The sequence below is a fragment of the Limibacter armeniacum genome (genome assembly GCF_036880985.1).
Classification (GTDB): Bacteria; Bacteroidota; Bacteroidia; order Cytophagales; family Flammeovirgaceae; genus Limibacter; species Limibacter armeniacum.
Genome location: NZ_JBAJNO010000006.1, coordinates 76,086 through 102,400 on the forward strand (window position 1 = coordinate 76,086; position 26,315 = coordinate 102,400).

The following is a 26,315-nucleotide window of genomic DNA, read 5'->3' on the forward strand; positions in this document are numbered from 1 at the left end:
AAACCTGTGGATTTATGAACGGTATGCTAAAGGGGTTACTGTCGTCTGCTTCTTGAAAAAGTTTGAAAAGTGAGCCACTTCCTCAAACCCCAAACTGTAAGCGATTTCAGAGATATTCCAGTCAGTCTGTTTCAGAAGGATCTTCGCTTCCTGAAGTATGCGACTGGTAATTACTTCAGTCGTTGTCTTACCTGTATTTTCCTTCAGTACCTTATTGAGGTGGTTTACATGGACGGCAAGCCTTTCAGCGTAATCTTTGGCGGAACGTAAAATCAGTTTCTGATTAGGGGACTCTATTGGAAACTGACGCTCCAGCAACTCAATAAAAAGGGTGATGATACGGACTGCTGCATTTTGGCTTGAGTGCAATACTGATGCAGGTTGTAGCTTTTGCCCATAGTGGATCAGTTCCAATACATAATTACGGATCAGGTCATATTTGAACTCATAGTCAGAAGCGATTTCCTTTTTCATTTTCCGGAATATAAGTGCAATCTCATCTGCCTCTTCATCGGTTATCTCAAAGACTGGGTAACCGCCAGACTTAAAAATGGGCAGGTCATCCAATACAACCCCACTTTTATTCTTCATGAGGTACTCTCCTGTAAATACACAAAATGACCCTGACTGATTATCATCTTGAGGCACCCAATGATAAGGTACTTTGGGAGTGGCAAAAAGCAATGCATTTTTCTTTACATCAATCACCTTATCTGCATACTCAGCCATGTTTTTCCCCCTGATTAGACTGATCTTATAGTATGCTCGCCGGTTGTAAGGCATTTCCTGTTTTCGCTTGACTTCCCTTATCGTATCAGCGATGTCAAACACATTGAAATGCCCGATCTCCTTGTTGATACCCGGTGGCAATAACTTCTCGATATCCTTGCCTGTAAAAATTGCTGCTTCCTTGTAGAAATCTTCCAGAGACTTATTTTCTATATTCATCTTTCCTCAAGCCTTATTTGCGAAAATCAAATATAGCAAATCATCTCCAAAGGAAATTCCCTTCTCTACTGAGACCGACCTTACAGGTATTTCAAAAGAAAAAAAGGGGAAAAAAATTCCCCTCTTTAAACATCGTTTTAAACACAAATATTACATACAAGTTGAAAAAGTATAACGGTGCAATCTAATAACTTTCCTCAGTCAACTCTTTGTTGATGACAGCCCCAGCAAAAGACCCTGTATATACCGCATTGGAGACTGATCTCATTGGCGTTATATTATCTCCGCAAGCAAACACCCCTTCTACAGTTGTTTTCTGCCAGCTGTCTACTTCCAAATGCCCCTGCTCTGTCAACTTACAGCCCAATATTTCTGGTATATTGGAGCTCTGTGAAAAACCAATGACAGCATACAAGGCATCCAGAGACTCAGTTGTCCCGTCCTTAAAGACGATTTGCTGAAGCTGACCATTATCATGGCTGATCATATCTACTTCTGCTTCTACTACAGTTATATTTTTCTCTCCCAACTTATCGGATTGCTCCTTTGTCAAAGTGGACTTTCCATTCGTATATAAGGTCAGGTCACTTGTCCAGTTGGTAATCATCTTTGCTTTTTCAAACCCGATCTCCCCGTTGGCTAATATTCCAGTCTTCTTTTGCCTTACCTCATATCCATGACAATAAGGACAATGAATAATTGAAATCCCCCAACAAGCGGCAAACCCCTCAATATCGGGTAACTCATCCTTGATGCCTGATGCCAACAGAATTTTACTTGATGTAAAGCTTTCCCCTGACTGTAAGACAATTTCAAAACGGTCTTCTTTCTTCTCACAGCCTGTTACAAATCCCTGATGAAATTTAACTGTGTCATACTTCAGCACCTGTTCTTTTGCCTTTTCTGCAATTGCTTGAGGTGTTTCCCCATCCTGCGTCAGGAAGTTGTGCGAATATGGCGTCTGCCTGTTGCAAGGTTTTCCTCCATCAACAACCAGAACACTTCTTAGTGCCCTACCCAATGTCATGGCTGCGGAAAGACCTGAGTAGCTTCCTCCTATTATGATTACTTCAAAGTGTGTTTGGTTTTTCATGTATTAGGCGTTTTATATTTGCGACTATGTCTCATTTACAAAAGTACACAAACATAAAACACATGCAACAATGTTGCAAAAACATTTTTTATTCCAAACACACTCAAAGTGACAGGAAAACAATACAACTCGGTTTTGGGATGAGCTCCTGCCTGCTTACTGCTCTACGCTAAGTCAGGCAGTCGCAACACCCAAATTTTATCCGAGGCATGGCTTTTAGTGCTAGTATAGTTATTTAATTTCCACCATATTCCTTGGACTCACCACCCCACACAACGTATGGGAAAAGCTTCATCATGATAGGTCATATTACTTTGGCAAGCGTACACTATAAATACTGATACACTATCTAAACTCACATAAACAGAAAGACCTGAAGTTTTTGAATAAACACACACGCAGTTGCTCACGCATTAGTATCAAAGCGCTAAAAAACAGTGCATTACTATTTATCTTCACCTATGATACTATCGTGTTTAGCAAATTCAATTTTAAAGTGTTTATCACGATTTTTAATTTACCTTGAAAGAAGCAAGTTTTTAATTATGAAACCATTAGCTTCTGATCACAAACAAAATGGATCAGGCAGGTAGAAACAAAAAATTGAGATGAATGGTCAAATAATTGAGGTTAAAGGCAAAGTAATAGTGACTGAATGCTTGTATAAAAACACTTCAATAGCGCTTACTGATCATCTCAAATTAAAATTGGAATGCTTTCTTTCTGTATTTCTTTTAAAAAGTGAAAGCTTTAGAAACAAATTACTTACGCCTACAGTTATGTTATAAATTGCAGTTTAGAAATCCTGTAATTATTCACTGGCTTTAGTTTTAAGCCTTATGGTCACCTTCCATAAGGCTTTACTATTCAACGTGTTATTTACATACAAATCTACTTATTGAATTTTTTGGGAGAACTACCGTAGTATTTTTTAAAGGTGGTGATAAAGTGAGACAGGCTATTGTATCCCAGACTTTCCGCTATTTCATTGATTTTATAATCTTTCAACATCAAAATGGCTTCCCGCATTTTTAAATCTATGATATAAGACCTGATAGTGGTTCCATATACTTTTTTGAAGCCCTGTTTCAACTGAAGCTCATTCAGCAACACACGCTTTGAGAGTTCCTTGATAGTAGGAGTCTTTCTGAAATTAGCCTCGATATAATCATGGGCTTCTTCTATTTTCCTTAACATTTCAGCATTTACCCCTTCAATTGTTTCTTTACTTTCTTGCTCAAAGCAATAAAGGGAAAGGAGTAACTCCTTTATTTTCAAGTTGAAATAATGAATACGCTCCTTCACTTTCCACTTAGCGTTTGTTATTTCATGGATAATATGGTGGAGTGGAAAAGAGATAGGAAAATTGATTTCTCCTGATGGCAGCTTGTTGGCTTTGATCTCTTTGATAAATGCACTATTACATGCCCACTCTTCTCCTTCAAGCAAGGATAAGAAGTATGCATACTTAATCAGGATAATGGTATATGAAGTGTCATTCCCTTTTGGCATCAAAATGCTTCGTTTTGTGTCTTTGCCATAGCCCAACTTAAAATGCCCCGGATTTGTGGAATAACTCGTATCGGTATCATTGATTGTAGTACCACCACTTGCAGAATATACAATCTTGATATACTCCCCTTCTATGCTGAACAGGTCAGTAAGGTCTTTTTTATTGGAAAAGGTTGACTGAATAATACAAAGGTCAGATGTATAACTCAATTGGCTTTCCATCCTAATTCCCTCTTGATTAACCTGGATGCTTTTTGTCTGTATCCCCTGCTCATTTGAAGCCTGCCTGAGGTCCAACTCAAACAAGGACAACCCTTCATTTTCCAATTCTGATTTTAGAACCATATTACTTTTACCGCAACTTTTATTTCCAATACCGAAGCTATGATTACCTCTCCTCCTAATACTTTTGTCAAAGTTATTTAGAATTAGTTTAAATAAAAATGATATTCCAGCTGAAAAATTTTTTAGTCATATGCACGATTTTTTGTGCTTGCGTATTCACCTCAGACTTGTTTGCCCAACAGTCCAAAGGTCAGATCAGTGGAACTGTGCTATCTGAAGAGGGAAAACCACTTGCTGATGCCTATGTTTTTTTGAAAAACACAAATTACCACACCACAACAGACAAGGAAGGGTTCTACCATTTGGCAGCTCCAGCTGGAGACTACAAAGTTATCTGTACAAGTATTGGGTACATCAATCAGGTAAGAGACATAGTCGTTCAGACAGGACAAACCAACAATCTGAGCCTGACCTTGGCATTTGACCCGAACATGATACTGGATGAAGTAACGGTTGCCGGCAAATCCATTGTAGAAGAGGTCAACGAATCAGCATATAACGTAGTAGCCATTGATGCAGGAAAGCTGAAAAACAGTTCGATGGACTTGTCACAAGCGATGGAAAAAGTTTCCGGCATCCGGATAAGAAGGTCTGGTGGACAAGGCTCCCGTACTTCTATTATGCTGAATGGTTTTTCGGGCAAACATGTAAAGGTATTTATGGACGGTATCCCCATGAATAACTTTGGTCCTGCTTTCAATATCAACAATATTCCCATCAACCTAGCCGACAGAATTGAGATCTATAAAGGTGTAGTACCTATCGAATTGGGTTCAGATGCCTTGGGAGGTGCCATCAATATTGTCACTAAAAAGACTTCAAATACCTACTTGGATGCCTCCTACTCATATGGGTCATTCAATACACATAAGTCCAGTATAAACTTTGGTAGCACTTCAAGGTCTGGTTTCACTTTCAGCATCAATGCCTTCCAAAGCTATTCAGACAATAACTATAAGGTAAAATCCCTGTTGCTGGATGTCAATGAAGATGGTATTAATGACGGTGTCTACTCCACTGAAGAATATTGGTTCAGGCGTTTTCATGATACCTACCACAACGAATCAGTTGTTGGTAAAATAGGTGTACAGAAAAAACCTTGGGCTGACCGACTGTTACTGGGGTTAACGCTTTCCCAAATGGAAGCTGATATTCAGCATGCCAACATCATGAAGATCGTATATGGCGGCAGAAAGAGAGAGGCAACTACCATTATGCCTTCACTGGAATATTTCAAAAACAACCTCTTTGTCAAAGACCTGACGTTTTCACTTACAGCGAATTACAGCCAAGTGAACAATGTGAATATTGACACGGTAGCAAGACAGTACAACTGGAATGGTGAATACAGGATAAAATCATCCAAAGGTGAAGGAGACTATTCGTTGGGCAAGTATAGCAACAACAGTGGCGTCGCTACCGCCAACCTTACGTACTCGCCAAATGACAAACACCATTTTGCACTCAATAATGTATTCAGCACCTATGCCAGAAAGAACACAGATGAAAAAGCAACAGCTGAAACCGGTGCTGCCATCGACTCCATCAAACGATCGAACCTCAAAAATGTATTGGGTATCTCTTATCGTTATCAGGTAAATAAAAAGTGGAATACTGCTGCTTTTGGTAAAAACTACTTTGTCTCTGTAACAGGCCCTGTAGATACCACTTCAACTACTACTGCCCAATATGAACGTCAAACCAGAAGCTTCAATACAACAGGTTACGGACTGGTCACCAACTACCAACTGACACCAAACCTGCTATTAAAAGCATCCTTTGAAAAGACCTATCGTCTGCCATCAGAAACAGAATTGTTTGGAGACGAGGTTTTGGAGGTGGGTACTGTCACCCTCAAAGCTGAAAACAGCAACAACGTCAACTTTAATGTGAGCTACAATCCTTCCTTCGGAAAATCAAAACTACATAGCATAAACCTTGATGCCGGTTTTATATACCGTGACACAAGAGACTATATCAGAAGGCAGATTGAACAAAAATACGGAGGAGCCTACTACACCAACCACGGCAAGGTACTTAACCTAGGCATCGACTTGGAAGCGAAATACTACTACAATAACCAATTCTCTTTGGGTGGTAATATGAGCTACCAGAATATCCGCAATATGGAAGAGTTCTCTCCAAGTGGCCAAAAACTGATCTACTATAAAGACAGGATGCCTAACCTACCCTACTTGTTCGGCAATGCTTTTACCAGTTATGAATTTACTGGCAAACAGGGGAACTCACTTACTGTAAGCTACTTCCTGAATTATGTACATGAGTTTTTCCGCCAATGGGAAAGCGAGGGGGGATCAAGGGATAAGAAGGTAATTCCCGAACAGCTCTCACACGACCTAGCGCTTACCTATATACTGAAAAACGGTCGCTACAATATCTCTCTGGAAGTACAGAACCTTACTGATGAACTGCTATACGATAACTACAGCTTGCAAAAGCCGGGGCGTAGTTTCTCTGCCAAGCTAAGATATTACTTCACTAAGCATAACGATTAAATAAATAACAAATTCAAAATCAACCATTTAAAATGACTGATATAAAACGACTATTCGCCTACGGACTATCCGCTTATATGGCTTTCTCACTTGTAGCCTGTGACAGTGATGATAAAGAGGATACTTCAGAACCGACACCTGAGATCACAGAATCACAACCAACCTTTTTTATCTCTGCCAATGGAGAGTCCGCAGAATATGTTTTAACTACTGATGACATCAACTCAGGAGACTTGTCTCTAGCCGGACAAGGGATTGAGCTTGAACAAACCAACTACAGATGGATTTTCAACCATGAGCCATCTGTAGCCATAGGACTTGTTTATGCACAAGGAGAGCCAGGCATCGGGTTAGGCTATCAGCTTGATGCATATGGCAATATGCAGAGTATTGGTTCATTCCAAATTACCTCACGATTCACTTCTTACGGCTTCTTTGAGAGTAATGCCATTACCAGTGTAGGTGGTCAGACTCTGACAGACGATCAAGGAAATGCTTTGCTAGATAACGATGGCAATGAGCGTTCGGATGGCGCCACTTTCAATATCATCAACTTTGAAAATGGACAACTTTCCATGTCGAGCAAATCCATTGAGACGCTGGATAAAATCGTAGATGGACAGCAGGTTACGTTCTCAGGTATTGTTGATATGGGCAATGGTGAGTTCCTGACGGGTGTGGTCGCTTCTACACCAAAAGCCACTGCTGAAGGAGGTGGAAGTTCTGGCTCTGTGCTGTATCCTGACAGCTGTTGGGTAGCTGCACTTGATGCAGACCTTAATATCAAGAGAGTTTACAGGTCCGACAAATTGAGCTATGCATCAGGTCGTTACCGTTCCCAGTACTATTCGCAAATCAATCAAGATGATAAGGGAAATGCTTATGTATTTTCAGGCTCATTCGAGACCACTGCAACCAAACCTTGTGGCGCCTTGAGAATCAATAGTGGAGCAACCGATTTTGATGATAGCTACTACTTCAATATTGAAGCACTATCTGACGGATACCACTTCAGACAGGTATGGCACATCACAGAAGACTACTTCCTGTTGGAGTTCTACAACGAGTTGGAAGTGACAACCAATACGCCTGCCACACAATATGGTATTGTAAAGATGGAAGATAAGACCTTCAACTGGCTCTCAGGATTCCTTTCCAAGGACAGCATTACAGACTCAGGTTTACCAATGTCTTACGAAGGCAAACTTTACTTCCCAATTACTGTAGATGGTGAGTACCCTGCTATCTACGTAATTGACCCAGCGACTGCAACAGCAGAGAAAGGCATTACTGTAGAAGCTACTGCAGTCAATGCAATTGGCATCATGGAAACTGAATAAGGGATCTCGAATAATTGATTTGGTGATACAGTAGGTCAATAGTCGTTGTCTATTTATGCTAATTCGTAGCAACTGACTATTCCTACTGTTTACTAGAGCCACCCAATTCCAATTCCTCATTTTTAATAATAGTAACTATTTAATCATCTGATCATGAAAAAGGCAATATACGGCTTCTGTGCAGCCTTGATATGTGCTCCTCTTTTCTTACAGGCACAATCCAAGAATGTGTTTCTGGATAGAAATTACTGGAGTGAAACGCCCTCAATTGAAGAGGTAAAAAACAGTATAGAAGAAGGCTATGATCCTTTAGAGCTTAACAACCGCAGCTTCAATGGGACTACCTATGCCATTCTGAACAATATGCCAACTGAGACAATTGAATTTCTGTTGTCCCTGGAAGGAAATGACATCAACACGATCACCCATGATGGAAGAAACTATCTACACTGGGCTGCCAACAAAGACAATCTGGAACTGGTAAAATATCTGGTTGACCACAATATTAACACTGGTCTTGTAGACGACCACGGTTACTCAGTTTTGAATTTTGCAGCAACTACCGGCAAACAAAACCCTGAGATGTACGACTACCTATTGGCACATGGTTCCAAAATCACTGAAACCAACCATGACGGTGCCAATTCCCTTTTGTTGCTGATTCCTCACCTGAAGGACTTTGCTATGGTGGATTACTTCATTTCAAAAGGTTTGGACTTGGACAGTAAGGACAAAGACGGAAATGGTGCATTTTATTATGCTGCCAAAACAGGCAATACTGAAATGATGGATATCCTGATCGAAAAAGGAGTTAAATACACGAATTCCAATGCCATGATTGCGGCAAGTAAAGGAACCAGAAGAAGCTCCAACCCACTTTCAGTATTTGAATATCTGGAGAAAAAAGGCCTTCAAGCCAATGTGGTAACCAAAGAAGGCGAGACACCACTGCACCTGTTGGCTGGCAAAGCCAAAGATACAGATGTAATCCGCTACTTTATTGGCAAAGGTGTAGATGTAAACAAGCAAGACAAGGATGGCAATACAGCCTTGATCAACGCTGCCGGACGCAATAACCTTAAGGTTGTCAGCTTTATTGTGGAAAAGTCCAAAGACATCAATGCCAGCAACAAGGATGGAGAGACTGCGCTTACCAATGCCGTTAAAGGCAACAAGGGAGAAGTCGTGAGCTACCTGATCAGTAAAGGTGCTGAAGTCAACCATAAGGACAAGGAAGGAAACAATGTAGGTTTTTACCTGATTCAGTCTTACCGCCCAAATAACAAGGGGGCATTCAATGAAAAACTCGAACTCCTTCAAAAAAATGGCTTTGATCCTAAAGCAAAGCAGGCGAAAGGCAATACCCTTTTCCATTTGGCTGCTGAGATAAACGACCTGAATCTTTTGAAAGCAGTACAAGCATTGGGAGTGGATGTCAACCAAACAAATGACGAAGGTACGACTCCTTTGCAAATCGCTGCCATGAAAGCTACCGATGATGTCATTCTTAAATACCTGATCAAGATCGGTGCTGATACAAAGGTAAAAACGGCTTTTGAAGAGACTGTTTACGACTTGGCAAACGAGAATGAGTTGCTTCAGGCTAAAGGGGTTAATATCACTTTCTTAAAATAAGGAATATGCTAAAGGAAAAATTCGTATGGGTACTGTTGAGCATCTTCCTGTTCAGTTGGATGCCCATAAAGACTAACACAAGTACTTCCTACAAATGTATGGTTCAGTTAACCAACTACAAAGGTGAAGGTGCTTACATGGTCATTTCATTGATTGACCAAGATGGGGAATATGAGAAAACACTTTATGTGATGGGTAAGGATGAGGAATGGTATCCTGACCTGACTAACTGGTGGCATTTCTTTGACAACAACAGAACTGATATAGACGGCATGAGTGGGGCTACCATCTCAGGAGGTGAAAGAACTGTTTGTGTTATCGAACTGGACAGTGACAAAATTGACGCTGGCTATAAACTTAGGTTCGAAACAGCCGTGGAAGATCAAAAGTATTTTGTGGACGATGTAGAAGTTCCACTCACTGCTGAAACCGTCAAAGGTAAGTTTGATGGCAAGGGATATATACGCTATATCCGTATGATACCGAACTAATAGCATACCAACTGACAAATAAATGATTATTTCAATCTGGAGATACAGCCATCTGGTTTTGGCTGTATCCTCTTTCCTTTTTGTACTGATTGCCGCACTGACGGGGATAGTCCTATCTTTTGAGCCTATCACTTACAAGATGATGGGTTACAGTATCGCAGGTGCAGCTGATTTGAGTTTGGCAGAGACCTTAATTCATCTCAAGTCCACCTATGCTGAAATACTGAGTCTCAAGGTAGATCACAATGGTTTTGTAGCAGTGTCTGCCATTGATCAGGCAGGTAATATGGGAGACTTTTATGTCAATCCATTTACTGGTGAAAAGCTAGGCGAAGTAGTTGAAAAGGCACCACTATTTGAGTTTGCCACAAGTCTTCACAGGTCTTTGTTCCTGAAAGGACTTGGTCGCTTTTTTGTCGGGCTTTCTGCTTTCTTGCTTTTACTGATCACAGTTACTGGCATTATCCTCATCCTTAAAAGACAACAGGGCATCAAGCATTTTTTTGCCACAATCCAGAAAGAAAGCTTTTACCAATACTACCATATTTACTTGGGCAGGATATCCCTCATCCCAATCCTGATTATTACGCTAAGCGGCACCTACCTCTCATTACAGCGTTTTGACATAATTCCAGAAGAAGCCCCCCTTTCACATAACATTGATTTTGAGCATATTTCTGAAACACCCAAAATTGACTATAGCGCATTCCCAATATTTAAAACCACAAAGCTGTCTGCGTTAAGAGTATTAGAGTTTCCTTTCTCAGAAGATGTAGAAGATTACTATACTCTTCAGCTAACGAACAAAGAATTACTGGTAAACCAACTGACAGGAGAGATCCTGAGTGAACAAAGCTACCCTTTGGTAACGTTACTTTCCGAGCTGAGCCTGACGCTCCATACCGGTCAAGGAAATGTAGGATGGGCAATCATCTTGGGACTTTCGGCATGTGGTATCCTGTTCTTTATCTACTCAGGATTTGCCCTTACGCTCAAACGTAAAAGCACCAAACTGAAGAACACTTTCAAAAAGGATGACTGTAAATATATTATTCTGGTAGGTTCAGAAACTGGTAGTACACTCCCATTCGCCATGCAGTTACAAAACCAGTTGCTGGAGATAGGTGAAAAGTCATTTATTACAGAAATGAACCGATTCTCAGAGTTCAGGAAGATGGAACACCTGATTGTGATCACTTCCACATATGGACAAGGAGAAGCACCAGCCAATGCCAACAAGTTTGTAGCACTTTTCAGTAAGTTCCCTCCTACTCAACCCTATACGTATTCTGTAGTTGGGTTTGGCTCATTGGCATACGCTGACTTCTGCCAGTTTGCCTTGGATGTAGACCAAATGCTTTACAAGGATACGCTAAGTTCACGACTACTGGAGGTACAAACCATTAACAACCGCTCTTGGGAGGCTTACCGACATTGGGGGCGAGAATGGGAAAAATGTATCGGTTTGACATTGGATTTTCCTGCAAAAAGCCCAATAGAAACCACCAAAAAGAAGCAGTACACTTTCAAGGTCATCCAAAAAACTGCTGCTGTTGAAAATCCTGATGATACATTCCTGATCCAGCTTCAACCCATGCAGAAACTGCGTTTGACTTCCGGTGACCTCCTAGCGGTTTATCCATCTGAAGATGAACACGAACGCTTGTATTCGATGGCAGTTACAAAAGAGCAAACGATTTTGCTCAGTGTGAAACGACATGAAAAGGGTATTTGCTCCAACTATTTAAACAACCTTAGTTGCGGCGAACTGCTCAATGCCAGCATTGTAACCAATAAAGACTTTCACTTCCCCACCAAAGCATCAAAAGTGGTGATGATCAGTACGGGAACCGGCATTGCCCCTTTTCTTGGAATGCTTTCCCAAAACAGCAAGCAGATTGAGACTCATTTATATTGGGGTGGAAGAAATGAAGCATCATACGCACTCTACCGATACAGTATTGAAAACAACCTGAAAGAGCGTCATTTAACCCGATTTGCACCAGCTTATTCCAGAGTTGAAAAGGAACGTAATTATGTTCAGCATTTGATCGAAAAAGATCAGCAGCTAATTGCCCAGACACTTGATGAAAATGGCGTAATCATGGTTTGCGGTTCTATTGCCATGCAACAGGAAGTAATGCAAACACTTGAAAAAATTGTATTCAACCACAACGGACATAACTTAAGCTACTATCAGAAGAAGCAACAAATCCGGATAGATTGTTATTAGAAAGAGTAAAAGCCTCATCATTCAAAATTATCCGTGATAAACATATTTCAAATCAGCCAACAGAAAAAGCTATGAACAAAAGAGCAAACAAGTACAAAATGAATTTGAATCTGGTTTCACTTGCCAATGGTGAAAAACCTGAACTGGAAAAAGCAATTGAACTGGAATTTGATAACCATGACGAAATTTTTGGGCTTATCGAAAGGTCAAAGGAAAAGAACCTGTTTGATAACCCACAACAGTCTGTAGAGTTTACCATTGGGCTTAAGCTGTTTAGTGAGGTGATGCTTAAAAACCGTAATCACCCGCTGTTTGAAGCATTTGCTCCAGCCTTTCGGGACTTTATGAAGAAACTGAAAAGTATGTAGTCAATATGGCTACCAACGAAATTAGGTAAGTGTGTTTTATCTAAAATTTGGTGATATATCAATACAGGAACAGAATGAAAAAAGTGCATAGTGTAATAGGTAGTTTTTAATAAAGCTTTTTTCATGAAAATTCCTTCAATTGGAAAACCCTGAATGATTCGTTCGGGGCTTTTTTTATTTCTTTGGGATTTCTTAATTCAATAGTAAACTTGATAAACGTGAAGAAACTTTTTTTGTCTTTAATATTGATAGGAGCGGTTAACCTTGGTTTCGCGCAATCAACAGACAGTGTACTCGTCTTGGGTAAAAAACAACAGCTGCATTCTAAAATACTGAATGAGAATCGGGACTATTGGGTCAGCCTTCCTACAGGTTACACTTCAGAAGAAAGTAAACAATACCCTGTTATCTATTTGCTGGATGGGGAACAGAACTTTAAAACAACGGTGGGAATCCATGCCTTTCTGGATAGAGGTCCAAGAGCACATTTTCCTGAGGTAATCATTGTAGGGATTAACAATACAAATAGAACCAGAGACTTAACTCCTACCAAAGCGGTTAGTGTTCGTGGCAATGCCACCAAGGAAAACAGTGGAGGTGGGGAAAACTTTATCGCATTCCTTCAGCAGGAACTGATTCCTGAGATTGAAAACCGCTACCGTACCAGTGAGAAACGTGTACTGATCGGACATTCATTTGGTGGTTTGCTTACCGTACATACCTTACTGCATCACCCTGCATTGTTTACAGATTATCTGGCACTTGATCCAAGCTTCTGGTGGGATGATCAATTGCTTTTATCCCAATCGGATACGCTGATCTCAAAACTAAGTTTGCAAGGAACAAAACTCTATTTTGCCAGAGCAGGAAAGCACGCCTCCAGAAGAAAAGTAGCACATGAGGATGCAAAGGCACTACAGGCAGACTTTACAGAAATTCTGGAAAAAAATAAGGCAAGTGGTCTTCAATGGAAATACCAGAACTTTGAAAATGAGTCACATGGTAGCATTTTCCTGACTGGCACTTATTATGGATTACAATATCTGTTTTCAGACATTAAACCATAATTTTAAATTATAACTAACCTAAAATATGGATTATACCGCCCTTTCAGGTAGGGTGTCCAAAGGGATAAAAAAAACTCTTGCCATTTTTGTGTTGAACTGCTGAGCGATTCACAAATAAAATAGCCACCCCAAACATGAGGTGGCTAATTGCTTGCTAGCTAACTTATTGCTCTGAATTAGACTAGACTCTTGCCCTAGAATCCAGGCGTTGGGTTTATATTTGGGTTACGTTGTACCTCTTCTAATGGAATCGGGAAATACTCGTGCTTATCCTCAAAATTGTCAGCATACTTCTGACCAGCTGCATTCAGCTGATCTTTTACAATTCCCCATCTTACTAAGTCGTAGTATCTTTGTCCTTCTCCTACCAACTCGATCATTCTTTGCTTTCTGATCTCATCCTGCAAGGCTGTACCTGTTACACCTGTCAGCGCTGCAAGGTTTGCCCTTTCACGGATGCTATTGACTTTTGCCAGTGCCTCTGTGTCATTACCCAGTTCATACATTGCCTCTGCCTGCATCAGCATTACATCTGCATAACGCATAAAGATCAAGTCCACTGTACTTCTGTTGGTCGTGATGGCATCCAGTGATTCCACATACTTGATCATCATCTTAAAGTCAGGGTTGTTGAAGTTGATCACTTCTCCATCGAAAGTTTCACCATTCTGCAATACCGTAGCAGCAGTTCTGATATCCCCTGCTTCCAGCGCACCCATAAAGTACTCAGAGATGGACGCCATGTACCAGCCACCGTTCAACTCTCCTGGTGCCATTGCCACACCCAGCTGGTGGTAAAGTGAAAGGGCATCCAGTTGCTCACTTGTATAACCTCTTGAGAAAATCACTTCCTCATTTACCTCACTGGTACCGTCAAACATACCCCTGAATGCTGAAGCACTTACCAAGTCATGTCCTTCCACTTTGTTCAGGGCATCCAGTGAAGCCTGCCACTTACCTTGATAAAGCAGGACTTTTCCCAAATAAGCATTGGCTGCATTGGCTGTAGCCCTACCCCAATATTCCTGCTCCCATTTCAGTGGAAGGTTTGCTGCTGCAAACATCAGGTCTTCCTCAATCTGCTGGTAAACTTCTGCTCTTGATACAGCTGGCAACTGCAATTCCTCAGGAGTTTCGGCAACATTCGTTACAAGAATCACATTGTGGAAGTTCTTCAACAAGTTGAAATGGTACCAAGCACGAAGGAACTTTGCCTCTGCCACCAGTTCATCCCTTTCTTCCTGAGAGATCATCTCCATGGAAGGCGCATTGGCGATTACATCATTGGTTAGCTTGAGTCCCTTGTACCAGTAATCCCACATTACAGCAGGAACACCGTCAGAAGCCGTATTGTTGAAGCCAACAATACGTGCTAGATAGTTCCAAGCAGTAGTTCCGTTTTCCGGCTGGATATCGTCTGCCCTGAAGTTCTGCGGAAGATAGAAGTACTCATGGTACCTCCAGCCATTTGCCTGCATATAGGAATAAGCACTTGCCAAATATTTTTCGGCAGCCTCGTAGCTTACCCAAGTCTGGTCAGTAGTCGGCTGATCAGGAGAAACCTGCTCCAAGTAGTTGTCGCATGAGCTTAGCAATGTCAAGCCCAGCATCATCGATACGATATATGTATATAGCTTTTTCATGGTTTGTCAATTTTAGAAGGTTACTTGAACACCAGCAGTGAATGTCTGATACATCGGGTATCTTCCGTAATCAATACCTTGCGTCAGGGCATTGGATGGAACGATTTCAGGGTCATAACCTTTGTAATCTGTGATCGTGAACAGGTTATCCGCATTCAGATAAATTCTCATTTTTGAGAAGTTGATCTTGCTCAGTGTAGCTTTTGGAAGCTCGTATCCGATCTGGATGTTCTTCATTCTGAAGTAAGCACCGTTTTCAAGGAACCTGTCAGACATCATGTAGTTGTTATTATTATCCACCTGTACGTTTCTTGGGATATCCGTACCTGTATTGGTTGGTGTCCATGCATTCAATAGGTCTGAAGAAACATTGAAACCTGAGTTAGGTGCTTCCATTTCGTAAGCATTCACATTCAGAATCTTGTTTCCTGAAACTCCTTGGAAGAACATAGACAGGTCGAAACCTTTGTAGTTCAGTCCTACATTGAAACCATACTCAAATGTTGGCAGTGGTGAGCCTACATCTGTGATATCGTTGGAATCAATGATACCGTCACCGTTTACATCCACATAGATAACATCTCCTGGTTTGGCATCCGGCTGAATCAGTCCTCCTTCAGGACCAGTGTAGCCATTAACCTGCTCCTCTGACTGGAAGATACCGTTTGTCTTGTACATGTAGAACTGAGAAACTGGTGCTGCTACAGCCGAGAATGTCTGTGCACCTGCATAGGCAATATCATCACCAGGCAACATTCCTTCGCTGCTACCCAATGAAACCACTTCATTCTTGATTGTAGTCAGGTTTCCTGAAAGGTCATATTTCAATTCACCTACGCTACCTCTGAAACCTAGTTCCAGTTCAATACCGCTGTTGGAGATCGTACCAAGGTTGACAATCGGAGGTTCTGTACCAGCAGAAGGAGGAGTGTTTGGCTCTCTCATTAACAGTGACTCCGAATCATTTCTGTAGTAGTTCAACGTACCATATAACCTGTCGTCAAACAAACCTGCATCCAAACCGATGTTCATTGTTTTGGATTCTTCCCAAGCCAAGTCAGCATTTGCCATCTCGAATGAGGCAATACCACCAATCGGCATATTGTTCCATACATACCAGTAACCGCTTTCTACCAATGCCTGCTTTGAATAAGCACCCAATGTTGTCTCTCTACCCAAGATGCCGTAAGAACCTCTCAGTTTCAGTTCTGTAAAGATGTCCGTCAGACCGCCGAAGAATTCCTCGTTACTGATTTTCCATGCTGCTGAAACGGAAGGGAATGTACCCCAACGGTTGTTAGGTCCAAACTTGGAAGAACCATCTGTTCTCACTGTCGCCTGCAAAAGGTATTTGTCTGCATAGCTATAGTTGATTCGGCTCATCACACTAAATCTGGTCACGGTCTCGAAGCCTCCGCTACCAATAAAGTCACCTGCCTGCATACCGCCAAAAGATGGAGTAAGACCACCAAAATCAGGAAACATGGCTCCGCCTGTTACATTCATGTCCACATTCTGGAAGTCGTACTTGTAACCTACGATACCCGCCATTGCCGATACTGAGTGTTTATCAAATTCCTTCGAATAGTTGACAGTAAAGTCGTAGTTCAAGTCTACCCATTCTGATCTGTACTCTTGCAAGTAAGGATCCTGACGTCTTGTATCAGATGCCAATGTGTATTGCGGGAACGAGTACCTGCTTTGGTAGAATGACTTTGCATAACCGATGTTACCGATCAGTGTCAGGTCGGAAAATACCTGATAGTGCAAGCCCATATTTACCTGAAGCTGATCCTTTTCGCTTTGGCTGTCAATGATATTGGACTGTCCTACCGGGTTGGCACCACTTCTAATATCGAATTCGTTGATGTAGCCGTAGCCTGATTCCTTTGTCTCATCATAGATCGGCACCATTGACATTGAGCGAAGCATATTGCCCATATTGATGGTATTGTTATCCGTTTCCTGATGGTTGTAGAAGATATTTGGCAATACCTTCAGCTTGCCTTTCTCAATAGTTGACTTGTAGCGGAAGTTGTAACGCTCCGTTCCTGTGTTCATCACTACCCCTTCCTGATTGAAGTAGTTCATTGAAAGGTTATAGTTGGCGAATTCACCACCACCTGACAGACCTACTGCATAGTTTTGGATAGTCCCCGTCTGCAAGGTTGCATCCTGCCAATCCGTATTGGCAAAGTTGTTCAGGTCAAAGCCTGATCCCTGCTGAAGGTAAAGTGGCAATTGAGCTGTAGTCAGTGAACCATCTGCAATCGAGTTGTCATAAGATTGCTTCATCACCGCATACCACTCTTCTGCATTTGCCATCGGCATTTTGGATGCTGCCTTTTGCACACCCGCATACATGCTGAAATCTACTTTTGTAGGCTGATTTTTCTTGCCTGACTTAGTGGTTACCAATACTACTCCATTTGCAGCTAACGAACCGTAAATAGCCGCTGCCGCACCGTCTTTCAGGATTTCAAATGAAGCGATATCGTTAGGGGCAATCATGGAAATATCACCACCCGGAATACCGTCAATCACATAAAGAGGCTGTACATCTCCGAAAGAGCTTAAGCCACGAATCTTGATGTAAGGAGCTGAGCCTGGAGAACCTGCATTGATCACAGATACACCAGAAGTACGTCCCTGAAGCATTTGAGCAGGTGACGCTGCTGCAATCTTGTTCGCTTCTTCTGCCTTTACGGTCGAAACAGCACTTGTCAGGTCACTTTTCTTCTGTACACCATAACCTACCACTACGATCTCATCCAATTCTTGTGCATCTACCTGCAACTGAACATCGTAAATAGTTTGATTAGCAGTAACGGTCACATCCTGAGAAATGTAACCAATATATGAAAAAGTCAATACGGTGTTATATGAAGGGATGTTCAATGAGTATTTTCCTTCATAGTCGGAAACTGTTCCTTTGGTCGTTCCCTTTACGAGGATACTCGCACCAGGAATTCCCATTCCATTTTCATCTTTTACCGATCCTCGAATGACTTTGCCTTCCTGTGCCCAAGTATTGGCACTGAACAGCAGGAGCACTACGAAAGTAGCAACATACCGACCGAAGCCGATATTTCTGGAGTAAAACATCAGTTGATTCATAAATAGTAAAAATTATGCATGTGTTGATAAATAAATGTGTCGCCTCTTTAAAGCGCTTCTATAAAATCAGCGAGATCAGGAAAGGTACGGCTATGGTAAGGGCAATACCACTGAACAGCGATACCACCACATATTGCTTTCCTGAGTACTGTGTAATAACCGGCAAGGTGGTATCCATAGAGGTAGCACCTGCCGAAGCAACGAGAGACATTCCTCCTGCCATCTTCACGATCACAGGTGCGAGCAACAAAGTCAGCAGCTCACGTGATATATTGGACATCAGGGCGATCACCCCTAACGTATTGCTGTAAATATTGGAGATATAGATACTCGACAAGCTGTAGTAACCAAAGCCTGCACCGACAGCCATGCCTTCCCTGAAACTTTCCCCGATCAGTAGGTAAGCGACACCTGCCCCGATGATGCTCCCTACCCCAATGGAAACGGGTACCAGTACCAGCCCAAGGTTAGCGGACTTCAGGATTTTGGATGATTCCGTATCCAAACCAATGCTTAAGCCAACCAGTCCCATCAGCAGGTAAAGGGCGTAAGTGCTGAGGTCATTTTCCAGAAAGAATTCCGGTATTAGTCCTAATAGAGTCAGTCCGCAACCTGCCACAAAGCATCCCAAAGTGATGAATGTTCCTTTCATGCTATCTGAAAAATTTAAGGTAAACGAAATAGGAGAACAGGATACTGCCCAACACACTGCCCAATGTCAGTACCAATGCTTTTCCACCAATCAGGTGAAGGTTGGTAACCACTTCCGAATTGTTGCCGACTGCAATCCCGAGGAAAAAAAGTAGTCCCCAGATCACAAAGCCAATGGCTTTTTCAACTTTACCGAGCTGAATGCCTTTCCCTATAAGCAATCGACCGATGATGATTCCTGCGCCAAGAAACAGTAGTGTTTCCATTATTTTTCTTTTGAAGTTGTGTATGAATAAACCGTCTGTTGCTCAGGATTGAACGTTCCTGTAATCGGGCTTAGCCTGAAACTGTAATGGTAAGCTGCGGCAGGAATTCTGAACTCAGGATGTGCCTGCGCTCTCCAACCCCAGCTTGTATCTCCTCCCAGTCCCATCTGCATCAGGTCAATATTGACATATATCAGGTTCTCGGGTTTGACATCCGTACCATGCGACATGGTTCTCATACCATCATGCTCCAACTGTTTTGGGTCAAAATGCTGTGCCGTCACTGACAGTGGCTGATCTGCCACGATCAATATGCCTTGCTGCTGCTTATTGAGCAGGCTTATCCATCTGACATCCGTTTTCTGACCATTCTCCTGCGGTCTTACATATGGGAAGTACTGCTCCCATACGGTTGAGGTATAATGACCGATTGCCATTCCATCTTTCCTGTCCGCATAGCTTTCCAATGGTCCTCTACCCAACCACTGCATCTGATCGTATTCTCCTTTCAGCTGCATGGAAAGTCCTACTCTCGGTACAATCGGAAGGTTTGCAAGGTCAAAATGTACATCCAGTTCAAGGTCTCCATTGGCATAGATATGGTAAACCGTCGTAACTGATGAGCTGTCGACTTCCAGCTGCTGACGGATATTCAGCTCAATGCTGTTGTCTTTTCTGACAGTCTCGATAGACGTTGCCTGCGTCGCTTTTCCAATATTTTTCCAGATGCCCAGCTTAGTTCTCATATCCCAAGCCAAATCGTTTTCTGTTGGCGCTCTCCAGAAATTAGGGCGAAGCGGAGTTTCCAACAACTCCTTACCTGCCACTGTCCATGAGGAGAGATTGCCACTGTTTCTATCAAATGAGAGAGAGAAATTTTCTCCTTTAACCTCAATCGTTTCATCCAGTTCTTCCAGTTCCAGCTTTCCTTGAGGCGCTTCCACCACTTCTTTGGCAAACTGCTGAAGTGCAAACTGATCCCATCCGATCTCGAAACCTTCAGGCAAAAGCCCTATTTTCTTTGCCGTTTTGATATGGAACCTGATCATATACTCAGTACCGAAAGTCTCCGGTAATGAAGGCAGCTCTACAGTAATGTTGACAGTGTCCTGTGGCTGTACCAAAGGCATTTCCAAAGCCTGCTCACTGATTGTTTTCCCGTTTTTCTCAATTGAATAGCTAAGGGTATAATGCGCTGATGTTGCAAAATTGAACCTGTTCCAAAGCTTGAATTTTCCATTGGCAGGATCATCCGCCAACACTTTCAATGGCTGGTAGACTTTCTTCACTTCCCAAGTATGCGGGTTCACCTTTCGGTCACTCGTCACCAGTCCATTCGCACAGAACGAGGAATCATTTGAGATGCCCACATAACCCAAATCTCCGCCATAGGCGTAGAATTTTTCGCCTCGATAGTTTTCCTGTACAAAGGTTTGGTCTGCCCAATCCCAGATAAAACCACCTTGCAGGCTCGGCTCGCTGTCAATCAGATCCCAATAACCTTGCAAGTTTCCGACACTATTACCCATTGCATGGGCATATTCGCAAAGGATATAAGGTTTGGTATAATCACCAGAAATGTATTCCTTCATCCAATCGATAGTCGCATACATTGGTGCTGTGATATCAGTATGCGGAAGGGACTTTGCCTGCTCATATTGTACAGGTCTTGATTGATCCCTGCTTTTGATCCATTCAGACGTTTTCTCAAAGTTGATCCCATCTCCAGCCTCATTTCCTAGTGACCAAATGATCACGGAAGGATGGTTTTTGGTGCGCTCCAACATCCTTTGCGTACGGTTCAGATGGGCTGCCAGCCAAGTGGTATCTTTTGCCAAAGACTTTTCTCCATAACCCATTCCGTGGGATTCAATATTGGCTTCATCCACCACATACATACCGTAACGGTCACATAGCTCATACCATTTCGCATGGTTCGGGTAGTGACTTGCACGTACCGCATTGATATTGAATTGCTGCATCAGCTCAATATCCCTGACCATCTCCGCTTCCGTGATGATATTGCCATTGTAAGCAGAATGCTCATGACGGTTGACACCTCTGATCGTAACGGGGTTACCATTTACGAGCAGCTGCCTGTTCCTGATTTCCACCTTGCGGAAACCAATGCTGCGAACTGTTGATTCCAGCACTTTACCCGTCTTGTCTTTCAAGGTCAGGCGCAAGTCATACAGGTTGGGTGTTTCAGCAGTCCAAGGTTTTACACCTGTCAGGACTGAATGAAATTTGACATTAGAAACCGCTCCTTTCGGCTTTACTTTTTGATTCTTCCTATAAAGAATATTGCCTGATTCTCCAATCAGTTCCGCTTCCAACTGATAAGGATTTGGATTTGGATTTGCATTAAGGTGTTTTTGGGTTACTTGAATATCCAGTATTCCGTTCTGATAGTTTTCGTCTAATGATGCATGGACAAAGAAGTCATGGATATGGGTAGCAGGACGTCTGTAAAGGTACACATCTCGCTCAATGCCGCTCATTTTCCACATATCCTGATCTTCCAGATAAGAGCCATCACTAAAACGGTACAGCTCTACTGCAATGCTGTTTTCTCCTTCTCTCAGGTATTTTGAGATATTGAAGACCATTGGGGTTTTACTGCCTTGTCCATAACCCACTTTTTCTCCATTGATCCACAAATACATCGCTGAATTGACAGCCCCGAAATGGATAAATATCGGATCATTTTTCCAACCTGAAGGCAATGTAAACGAATGCCTGTACGACCCGACAGGATTATGGTCAACGGGTACAAAAGGTGGATTCGGATCAAACGGGTAAGGCACATCCGTGTAAATGGGAGCGCTATAACCCTGAAGCTCAATATTGGATGGAACCGCTATGCTGTCCCAATTACTGATATCAAAATCCTCCTGATAAAACGCCACAGGTCTTTTGGTAGGCGCTACTGACCAATGGAATTTCCACATGCCATTCAACGACTTGTAGTTGGAAGATTCCTGCCAGTCTTTCTTCAAAGCTTCTTCCTTTGAATCGAAAGTATAGAAAATCGCCCTTGGTGCTTCCATGTTAACGGAAAACACATTTGGATTTTCCCAGTCGGGAACCTGCTGCCCTTTTGCAGAGAAAAGCTGTACCATCAACAAAGCCGTCAATAACATATGCCTTGTTATGCGAATACCTTTTGTAATCATTGTAGGTTAAGTTTAGACAGTTCTCTTCCAGGGTGCTATTTGAGCATAGCACCGGAAGAAGTGTTCAATATTTTTGTCTTGTATTTAGAACATCATGAGTAGATGTGCTGCACTCCAGCTGAAATGTGAAGCGTTAAGTCCCTTGCCAGTCAGCGGATGGTAGTTTTCTCTAATCGGTTCATCCGTTGTCAAGCCTTCAGCGGAGTTGACCAGCTTTTCAGCCATCATTCGAGCCTCACTTTCAAAGCCGTATTGCTGCATTCCTTTCATGGCAAAGTATGCCTGATCCAGCCAAACAGGTCCTCTCCAATAGCCTTTTTCTGGATTGAATTTCGGGTCTGCCGCACTCAGCGTCGGAAAAGGCATCAGGGTGTTGAACTTGTTTGAATCCAAAATCACCTTGACAATTCCCTTTGCCTGCTCGTCTGTGGCTACGTTGTTATAGAGCGGTGCCCAGCCCTCAGGTCCTTGAACTTTTACCTGTGCCTGATTCTCTAGCACAATATCATAATAGAAGCCATCCGCCTGATCATACATCGTCTGGTGCATCAGCTGCTTTAGCGCTTCTGCTTCCTTCTTAAACTTTTCGGCTACCTCATTTTCACCTAACACATTAGCAATCTCAGCGATATACAGCTTCTCGCTGTACAGGTAAGCATTCAAGTCAATGGATTCCTGATTGATGGAATAAGCGCCAACTGTGTTTTCCATGATCACAGCCGAGTCAAAACGGACTGCGTTGTCCATTCCACTTTCCCAAGCTGCCGCAATGCGTGTTCCGTCTGTTGAGCCGTACTCACACAATCCATTGCTGTTATGATCCCTGTTTTGGTACCACCATTCATGGTATTTCAACAGTTTCGGGTACATTTCTTTTAAGAATTCTGTATCCTGTGTAGCTTCAAAAACCTTGTAAATTGACCATCCTGAAAGCGGTGCTTTGGTATTTCTCCAGTTGATGCCTTCAATTTCTGAATCCCTGAAGAAACAGTCCGCAATCATGCCTTCCTCATTCTGATAATCATACATTGCCCTAATCTGATCTTTTGCCAGTTCTCCCTCGAATGGGGCAATGGCTACAGCATGCTTCCAAGAATCCCAAGCCCAAAGCCCCTGAAAATACACTGAGGCATAAGAAGGGACAATGCCCTGATGGTAGATACCTCCTGCTGCACTTCTCCAGTTATGCATCAACGTCAGGAGTGATTTGACTGCCAAGTGATCATACTGTTTGATATCCAGCAGTGCCTGCTTTCCATTTTCCTGATGCAATACTGTCAGGTAATGCTCCCAACGGTCCTGATTTGCTGCAAACAAGCTATCAGTCTTTTGGATATGCGAGACAGCCTGCTTAGCCATTTTAGCATTCTCATCCTCAGACAAGGTAAAACTAATCACCGCTGAACTTTCCCAAACCTGTCCTTTATCAAGCGACTTAGTATTGCTATAATATTCGTAATGATCATTGTCTGTGACAATATGCTCTCCTTTGTTTGAGAAATGAACATGTACATATTCATCTTTTGCTACATGTACGGCTATACCATTGGCATCTCTTTCAAGCATAAAACCATTGCCTTCAAATACATTCCCTTTCCATCCAAACTGGAACTTTCTTTCTCCACCTGTATTTTCAATTGTAGCTTTCAGCAAGGCTGAACGGTTATCAGCATATATCAGTGAAAGTTTGACAATCAGATTCTCTACCTTAATGGTCTGCTTCAGTATACCAGGATAAAAATCATTCTCCAATACCTCTCCTTCTGACAAATCAACAGGTTTGTTTTTTGAAATATCCATCAACCTAAGCTGCACCAGACTTGGGCTTATCCAGACACTTTGCTGCTGACGCATTACAAAAGGTCCTGCAAAACCTCCCATCAGGTTTTTATCCTTTGGCAAGGCAAATGAATGCCAAGCCCCCAAATCAGAAAATGACGAAATACTATAATCATTTGCTGAATCCGGTTCCGATTTCAGGTTTAATATATTCTTATAACTGTACCTGTCTACCCCTGACTTTACTTCTTTCTCTACAGTACATGACTGCAAAACCATCAGACAGCTTAATATTATAAATGATATGTGTGAAACGATTTTCATGTCCTAGCCGGTTGTTTGTTAGCTTTTGTTGACACAAATAAAAAATGTAATCAATACAATTAAAAGTTTCACACCTATACACGATCTATACACGCTAACACTACACAGATAAAAAATTGAATATCAGCAACTTAAAAACATGTGAACACTTTCTAAAAAGACTGAATTTTGGAGTGTGTAGAGGTGAAACTCTACAGGTTTTTGGGTTAGATTTCCATTATAAACTCCTTCAGTTGCTGGCTTTTGGTCAAACCTAGCTTCTTCCTTAACCTATAGCGGCTCATCTCTACAGACTTTACTTCAATATGATACTTATCTGCAATTTCCTTAGAAGTCAGGTTGTTTCTGATGTCAATGATAAGTGAAGTATCTTTATCTGTCAGGTTTGGAAATGCTTTATTCAATCTGATCATAAAATCATTGACCAATTCTTCAGAAAATGATTTAGTCCCTTCAGATCGCTGAATAAGAGAAATCAATAGTTTCCAACCCTTCTTTATTTCGTGAGATTGTGTATTCTTGACCTGAGATCGCATAGCCTCCACGATTTCATTTCTTTCAGAAATACTTAGTGCCAACTCTTCCAGTTTTTTGGTTTTATAATCCAAGGCATAGGTTAACTCATCCTTTTCCTGTTTGGTCTGTTCCAATTGCGCTTCCAGCAGCTGTTGTCTCAATAGCTCCTTCTCATTTTTTACTTTATTCCTGTAAATAAGTATTCCAACAAGTAACAGTGACAGCATTAGAATAAACACCCCTATTGTGATACTCTTGTTTCTCAACTCCTTATTTTTTTCAATAATTAGCTTACTATCCTTGATCTTCTCCTCATGTACCTGAAGCAGGTAATTCATTACAGACTGAATATTGCGGTTGTGTACTTTTGCATAAAGTTTCTCATACTCATCCAGTGCCTTGAACGCTAATTCGTAGTTTCCTTGTTGCTCTTCAAACTGGTATTTTGTTTTAAAAAACTCTAGCAGCACAAAGCTGTAGGAGGTCTGTTTTGTCAATGTTTCAGCTTTGGAAAGGTAGTCTCTTGCTGCTTCTGTATCGCCCGAAGTAAGCTTTACCTTGGACATATAAGTGTAGCACTCGATCAGTAAGGAAACTCGCCCTTCACTGACTTCCAGTGCACGCAACAAATGTTGTTCTGCCAATTCCCATTTACCAAGTTCGACATACACAATTCCCATATTGACTTCGATTGTTGCCTCCAGATGCGGAAACCTACTTCCATGTTGAAGCATGAGTGTCTTGGCATCCTGAAAGTACTTCAAAGCCTTTTCGTGTTGCTTCTCACTCGTAGCATCAAGCCCCAATGCATTGGTGTACCTGATCTGGTTGTAAATATCATTTCGTTTTTCTGCCACAACCAATGCCTTTTTATGGTAGGGATAAGCACGTGTCGGGTTGCCCATATCATAGAAAGTCCATGCAAGTGTTGTCAGGAGTTCTTGATGAATAGCGGTTGTATCCGTTTCTTGAAACAGCTCGATGCCCCTTAATCCATAGATCAGTGCGGAATGGTAATCATGCTTGTAAAGGTATGCCTGCGCAAGGTTCCAATAGGAATTTCCTTTTTCCAGATGGTCATCTTGCTCTATAGTGGTCAGAGCCAGTTGCGCCAAGTATATGGCACTGTCAGGGTTGGATTCCTGAAGCTGCTCTGCTCTTCTGTTCAGTTTGTTTGAGTCGTCAATACCACTGGCAAAACAGTCTGCCAACAGCAAAGCTCCAAGCAGACATAACCATACTTTTTTCATTTTCATATCATGCTTAGTTCAAGATATCAGCAGCCTTTCTGCTAC

Annotated in this window: 17 protein-coding genes; 7 read left to right on the top strand and 10 right to left on the bottom strand. The window is 42.0% G+C overall.

Features of this window, described 5'->3' with window-relative positions; genetic code table 11:
- Positions 1–12 precede the first annotated feature (12 nt).
- The 3 genes from V6R21_RS05120 to V6R21_RS05130 all read right to left on the bottom strand — a co-directional run bounded on the left by V6R21_RS05120 (position 13) and on the right by V6R21_RS05130 (position 3,898).
- Positions 13–942, bottom strand: coding sequence for a helix-turn-helix domain-containing protein (locus V6R21_RS05120; RefSeq protein ID WP_408612973.1), 930 nt, complete (start codon positions 940–942; stop codon positions 13–15).
- 190 nt (positions 943–1,132) lie between these two features.
- Positions 1,133–2,041, bottom strand: coding sequence for an NAD(P)/FAD-dependent oxidoreductase (locus tag V6R21_RS05125; RefSeq protein WP_334241477.1), 909 nt, complete (start codon positions 2,039–2,041; stop codon positions 1,133–1,135).
- 891 nt (positions 2,042–2,932) lie between these two features.
- Positions 2,933–3,898 (bottom strand): AraC family transcriptional regulator, encoded by a 966-nt coding sequence (locus tag V6R21_RS05130; RefSeq protein WP_334241478.1) that lies wholly within the window; start codon positions 3,896–3,898, stop codon positions 2,933–2,935.
- Between the two features lie 98 nt (positions 3,899–3,996).
- Here V6R21_RS05130 and V6R21_RS05135 point away from each other — a divergent pair, with 98 nt between their 5' ends.
- From V6R21_RS05135 to V6R21_RS05165, 7 genes are all read left to right on the top strand, one after another.
- Positions 3,997–6,414, top strand: coding sequence for a TonB-dependent receptor (locus V6R21_RS05135; RefSeq protein ID WP_334241480.1), 2,418 nt, complete (start codon positions 3,997–3,999; stop codon positions 6,412–6,414).
- Between the two features lie 32 nt (positions 6,415–6,446).
- Positions 6,447–7,754 (top strand): DUF4374 domain-containing protein, encoded by a 1,308-nt coding sequence (locus V6R21_RS05140; RefSeq protein ID WP_334241483.1) that lies wholly within the window; start codon positions 6,447–6,449, stop codon positions 7,752–7,754.
- A 153-nt stretch (positions 7,755–7,907) separates the two neighbouring features.
- Positions 7,908–9,389 carry an ankyrin repeat domain-containing protein gene (locus V6R21_RS05145; RefSeq protein ID WP_334241485.1) on the top strand — a complete coding sequence of 494 codons (1,482 nt, stop codon included), beginning with the start codon at positions 7,908–7,910 and terminating at the stop codon, positions 9,387–9,389.
- A gap of 5 nt (positions 9,390–9,394) precedes the next feature.
- The gene (locus tag V6R21_RS05150; RefSeq protein WP_334241487.1) at positions 9,395–9,880 is read left to right on the top strand and encodes a DUF2271 domain-containing protein; all 486 of its coding nucleotides are present in this window, start codon (positions 9,395–9,397) and stop codon (positions 9,878–9,880) included.
- Positions 9,881–9,902: 22 nt separating this feature from the next.
- Positions 9,903–12,113, top strand: coding sequence for a PepSY domain-containing protein (locus V6R21_RS05155; protein WP_334241489.1), 2,211 nt, complete (start codon positions 9,903–9,905; stop codon positions 12,111–12,113).
- 71 nt (positions 12,114–12,184) lie between these two features.
- Positions 12,185–12,481 carry a DUF3861 domain-containing protein gene (locus V6R21_RS05160; RefSeq protein WP_334241491.1) on the top strand — a complete coding sequence of 99 codons (297 nt, stop codon included), beginning with the start codon at positions 12,185–12,187 and terminating at the stop codon, positions 12,479–12,481.
- 218 nt (positions 12,482–12,699) lie between these two features.
- Positions 12,700–13,548 carry an alpha/beta hydrolase gene (locus V6R21_RS05165; protein ID WP_334241493.1) on the top strand — a complete coding sequence of 283 codons (849 nt, stop codon included), beginning with the start codon at positions 12,700–12,702 and terminating at the stop codon, positions 13,546–13,548.
- A gap of 194 nt (positions 13,549–13,742) precedes the next feature.
- Here the strand turns inward: V6R21_RS05165 and V6R21_RS05170 are convergent, their stop codons facing one another.
- The 7 genes from V6R21_RS05170 to V6R21_RS05200 form a co-directional block, all read right to left on the bottom strand.
- Positions 13,743–15,191, bottom strand: coding sequence for a RagB/SusD family nutrient uptake outer membrane protein (locus V6R21_RS05170; RefSeq protein ID WP_334241495.1), 1,449 nt, complete (start codon positions 15,189–15,191; stop codon positions 13,743–13,745).
- Positions 15,192–15,203: 12 nt separating this feature from the next.
- Positions 15,204–18,308: a SusC/RagA family TonB-linked outer membrane protein gene (locus V6R21_RS05175; protein WP_334241497.1), complete on the bottom strand. Its 3,105-nt coding sequence runs from the start codon at positions 18,306–18,308 to the stop codon at positions 15,204–15,206.
- 58 nt (positions 18,309–18,366) lie between these two features.
- The gene (locus V6R21_RS05180) at positions 18,367–18,960 is read right to left on the bottom strand and encodes a lysine exporter LysO family protein (protein ID WP_334241498.1); all 594 of its coding nucleotides are present in this window, start codon (positions 18,958–18,960) and stop codon (positions 18,367–18,369) included.
- A gap of 1 nt (position 18,961) precedes the next feature.
- The gene (locus V6R21_RS05185; RefSeq protein ID WP_334241499.1) at positions 18,962–19,225 is read right to left on the bottom strand and encodes a LysO family transporter; all 264 of its coding nucleotides are present in this window, start codon (positions 19,223–19,225) and stop codon (positions 18,962–18,964) included.
- The gene (locus tag V6R21_RS05190) at positions 19,225–22,401 is read right to left on the bottom strand and encodes a glycoside hydrolase family 2 TIM barrel-domain containing protein (RefSeq protein WP_334241501.1); all 3,177 of its coding nucleotides are present in this window, start codon (positions 22,399–22,401) and stop codon (positions 19,225–19,227) included. The genes V6R21_RS05185 and V6R21_RS05190 overlap by 1 nt, the downstream gene beginning before the upstream one ends.
- Before the next feature lie 84 nt (positions 22,402–22,485).
- Positions 22,486–24,504 carry an MGH1-like glycoside hydrolase domain-containing protein gene (locus V6R21_RS05195; RefSeq protein WP_334241503.1) on the bottom strand — a complete coding sequence of 673 codons (2,019 nt, stop codon included), beginning with the start codon at positions 24,502–24,504 and terminating at the stop codon, positions 22,486–22,488.
- A gap of 206 nt (positions 24,505–24,710) precedes the next feature.
- On the bottom strand, positions 24,711–26,276 hold the full coding sequence (locus V6R21_RS05200; protein WP_334241505.1) for a tetratricopeptide repeat protein: 1,566 nt from the start codon (positions 26,274–26,276) through the stop codon (positions 24,711–24,713).
- Positions 26,277–26,315: the final 39 nt, after the last annotated feature.

What these genes read in the sequence shown, in the direction of transcription:
- V6R21_RS05125 (WP_334241477.1), bottom strand. Translation starts at nt 2,041, where the DNA reads ATGAAAAACCAAACACACTTTGAAGTAATCATAATAGGAGGAAGCTAC.
- V6R21_RS05130 (WP_334241478.1), bottom strand. Translation starts at nt 3,898, where the DNA reads ATGGTTCTAAAATCAGAATTGGAAAATGAAGGGTTGTCCTTGTTTGAG.
- V6R21_RS05135 (WP_334241480.1), top strand. Translation starts at nt 3,997, where the DNA reads ATGATATTCCAGCTGAAAAATTTTTTAGTCATATGCACGATTTTTTGT.
- V6R21_RS05140 (WP_334241483.1), top strand. Translation starts at nt 6,447, where the DNA reads ATGACTGATATAAAACGACTATTCGCCTACGGACTATCCGCTTATATG.
- V6R21_RS05145 (WP_334241485.1), top strand. Translation starts at nt 7,908, where the DNA reads ATGAAAAAGGCAATATACGGCTTCTGTGCAGCCTTGATATGTGCTCCT.
- V6R21_RS05150 (WP_334241487.1), top strand. Translation starts at nt 9,395, where the DNA reads ATGCTAAAGGAAAAATTCGTATGGGTACTGTTGAGCATCTTCCTGTTC.
- V6R21_RS05155 (WP_334241489.1), top strand. Translation starts at nt 9,903, where the DNA reads ATGATTATTTCAATCTGGAGATACAGCCATCTGGTTTTGGCTGTATCC.
- V6R21_RS05160 (WP_334241491.1), top strand. Translation starts at nt 12,185, where the DNA reads ATGAACAAAAGAGCAAACAAGTACAAAATGAATTTGAATCTGGTTTCA.
- V6R21_RS05170 (WP_334241495.1), bottom strand. Translation starts at nt 15,191, where the DNA reads ATGAAAAAGCTATATACATATATCGTATCGATGATGCTGGGCTTGACA.
- V6R21_RS05175 (WP_334241497.1), bottom strand. Translation starts at nt 18,308, where the DNA reads ATGAATCAACTGATGTTTTACTCCAGAAATATCGGCTTCGGTCGGTAT.
- V6R21_RS05180 (WP_334241498.1), bottom strand. Translation starts at nt 18,960, where the DNA reads ATGAAAGGAACATTCATCACTTTGGGATGCTTTGTGGCAGGTTGCGGA.
- V6R21_RS05185 (WP_334241499.1), bottom strand. Translation starts at nt 19,225, where the DNA reads ATGGAAACACTACTGTTTCTTGGCGCAGGAATCATCATCGGTCGATTG.
- V6R21_RS05190 (WP_334241501.1), bottom strand. Translation starts at nt 22,401, where the DNA reads ATGATTACAAAAGGTATTCGCATAACAAGGCATATGTTATTGACGGCT.
- V6R21_RS05195 (WP_334241503.1), bottom strand. Translation starts at nt 24,504, where the DNA reads ATGAAAATCGTTTCACACATATCATTTATAATATTAAGCTGTCTGATG.
- V6R21_RS05200 (WP_334241505.1), bottom strand. Translation starts at nt 26,276, where the DNA reads ATGAAAATGAAAAAAGTATGGTTATGTCTGCTTGGAGCTTTGCTGTTG.